This window comes from Phenylobacterium sp., assembly GCF_036402295.1.
In the GTDB taxonomy this organism is placed as follows: domain Bacteria; phylum Pseudomonadota; class Alphaproteobacteria; order Caulobacterales; family Caulobacteraceae; genus Phenylobacterium.
The window spans coordinates 1-1,640 of sequence record NZ_DASWTE010000416.1 but is presented as its reverse complement, the minus strand read 5'-3'; the positions used below and the strand labels follow the sequence as shown (position 1 = coordinate 1,640).

Below are 1,640 nucleotides of genomic sequence, written 5' to 3'. Positions count from 1 at the left end.
CGAGAGCTTCCGCTCGCGCCACGGCTACCGTGGGCGCGGCCTTCGGCGGCGCGCGCAGGGTCATGCACAGGCGGATGCCCATCCGGACGGCGAGTGCGCTCTTATGGAAGCCCTCGAGGAGTTCGAGGCTGTGTTTGGTGTCGGCTTCGGCCTTCGCCGCCGCGGCGAATGTCGTCGCCAGCCCATAGGCGCAGTCGACCAGCCCCTCCAGCATCTGGAGCTCGCGAACGGTGCGGGCGGCCTCGGGCGACATTAGAACAAATGTAGAACATCTAGCCATGACTGTCAAGAGGAGCCTGTGGTCCCCAGTTGCCCCCTTCGCGCGACAACCCTAGCTTCAGCAGAATGGCGCGCGCCGGGTTCAATCCCCTCCGACGAAATCGAAACATCGGGACGGCGAAGCAGGGCCACGGACAGGACAACCGCCTCGTCATTCCCGAGCTGGTGAACTGCTCGCGGAGGTGGACGGAACGGCTGGGCCGGCACCAGCAGATCCAGCGGGTCGTCGGCGGCCGGGAGATCATCTTCATCGTCGAGGAGACCAGCGGCGGGTGCTTTCACGCCTGCTCGGTGGACGACGTCCGGCATGTGCTCGCTCACCTGCCCGCGGCCGACTGGGAGGGCCTGGACACCTTCGTGCTCCGCCAGTCCACGCGAAAGCAGAGGACGCTTCGCCCGGCCTGGGGCCGGCTGCTCTACAGCGCCGACCTGGGCGTTCCGGGGCGCGCGGCGAAACGGATAGGGCCCGCCGTGATCCTGGAAGCGGTGGACTGCAAGGCCAAGCGCAGGTGGCCCAGCTCGCTCGATCCGGACGACCAGGCCGAGTTGGAGCGCCTGAAGGCGGATGGGCACGTCGTCGAGCGAATCGGCCGCCAGCACGTGTTCTCGACACCCCCAGAGGCGGCGCGCGCGACGCAGCTCTACCGGACGCTGCTCCATGAAATCGGGCACTGGGTCGAATGGCTCAGCAAGGTCGAGCGGCCATCGGAACGTGGCGGTGACTTCGACTCCCTGTGCGAGGCCTATTTCCAGCGGCCCAAGGACGAGCGGGAAGCGTTTGCGCACCGATACGCCGATCAGGCGCGCGAGCGGCTGACGCGGTTTGGCGTGATGCCGTTCGAACGGCTGGAGTTGCGGCCCCCGGTCCAGCGATAGTGGGGTATCGGGCTCCGCGCCGCCCCCTCCCCCGGCGCTCCGCGCCTGGGAGAGGGGCCAACGAAAAAGGGCCGCCCGAGGGCGGCCCTTTTGTTGTCTGCTTACTCCGCGGCCGGCTTCGGCGCGTAGCCGAGCATGGCCTTGGTCTCCAGGAACTCGTGGAAGGCGTAGTCGCCCCACTCGCGCCCGTTGCCGCTCATCTTGTAGCCGCCGAACGGGGCGGTCATGTCGCCGCCGCCGCCGTTGATCGACACCTGGCCGGCGCGCAGCTTGGCCGCCACCTTGCGGGCCTTCTCGAGGTCGCCCGACTGGACGTAGGCGGCGAGGCCGTACTCGGTGTCGTTGCCGATTTCGATGGCCTGCTCGACCGTGTCGTAGCCGAGGATCGACAGCACCGGGCCGAAGATCTCTTCCTTGGCGATGGTCATCTCGTTGTTCACGTTCGCGAACACCGTGGGCTTCACATAGTAGCCCTTGTCCAGGCC

Annotated in this window: 3 protein-coding genes; 1 reads left to right on the top strand and 2 read right to left on the bottom strand. The window is 67.7% G+C overall.

Annotated elements, in window-relative coordinates; all coding sequences use genetic code 11:
• Window positions 1–214, bottom strand: a 214-nt coding sequence (locus VGD44_RS24130) for a hypothetical protein (RefSeq protein ID WP_331090928.1), incomplete at its 3' end; no start/stop codon positions are given.
• Window positions 215–345: 131 nt separating this feature from the next.
• On the opposite strand from VGD44_RS24130, the gene VGD44_RS24125 reads away from it, so the two are divergent.
• A complete protein-coding gene (locus tag VGD44_RS24125) occupies window positions 346–1,155 on the top strand; it encodes a hypothetical protein (RefSeq protein WP_331090927.1) in 810 nt (269 codons plus the stop codon).
• 101 nt (window positions 1,156–1,256) lie between these two features.
• Here the strand turns inward: VGD44_RS24125 and VGD44_RS24120 are convergent.
• Window positions 1,257–1,640 (bottom strand): aldehyde dehydrogenase family protein (locus tag VGD44_RS24120; RefSeq protein WP_331090926.1); only part of this gene is annotated, 384 nt, incomplete at its 5' end.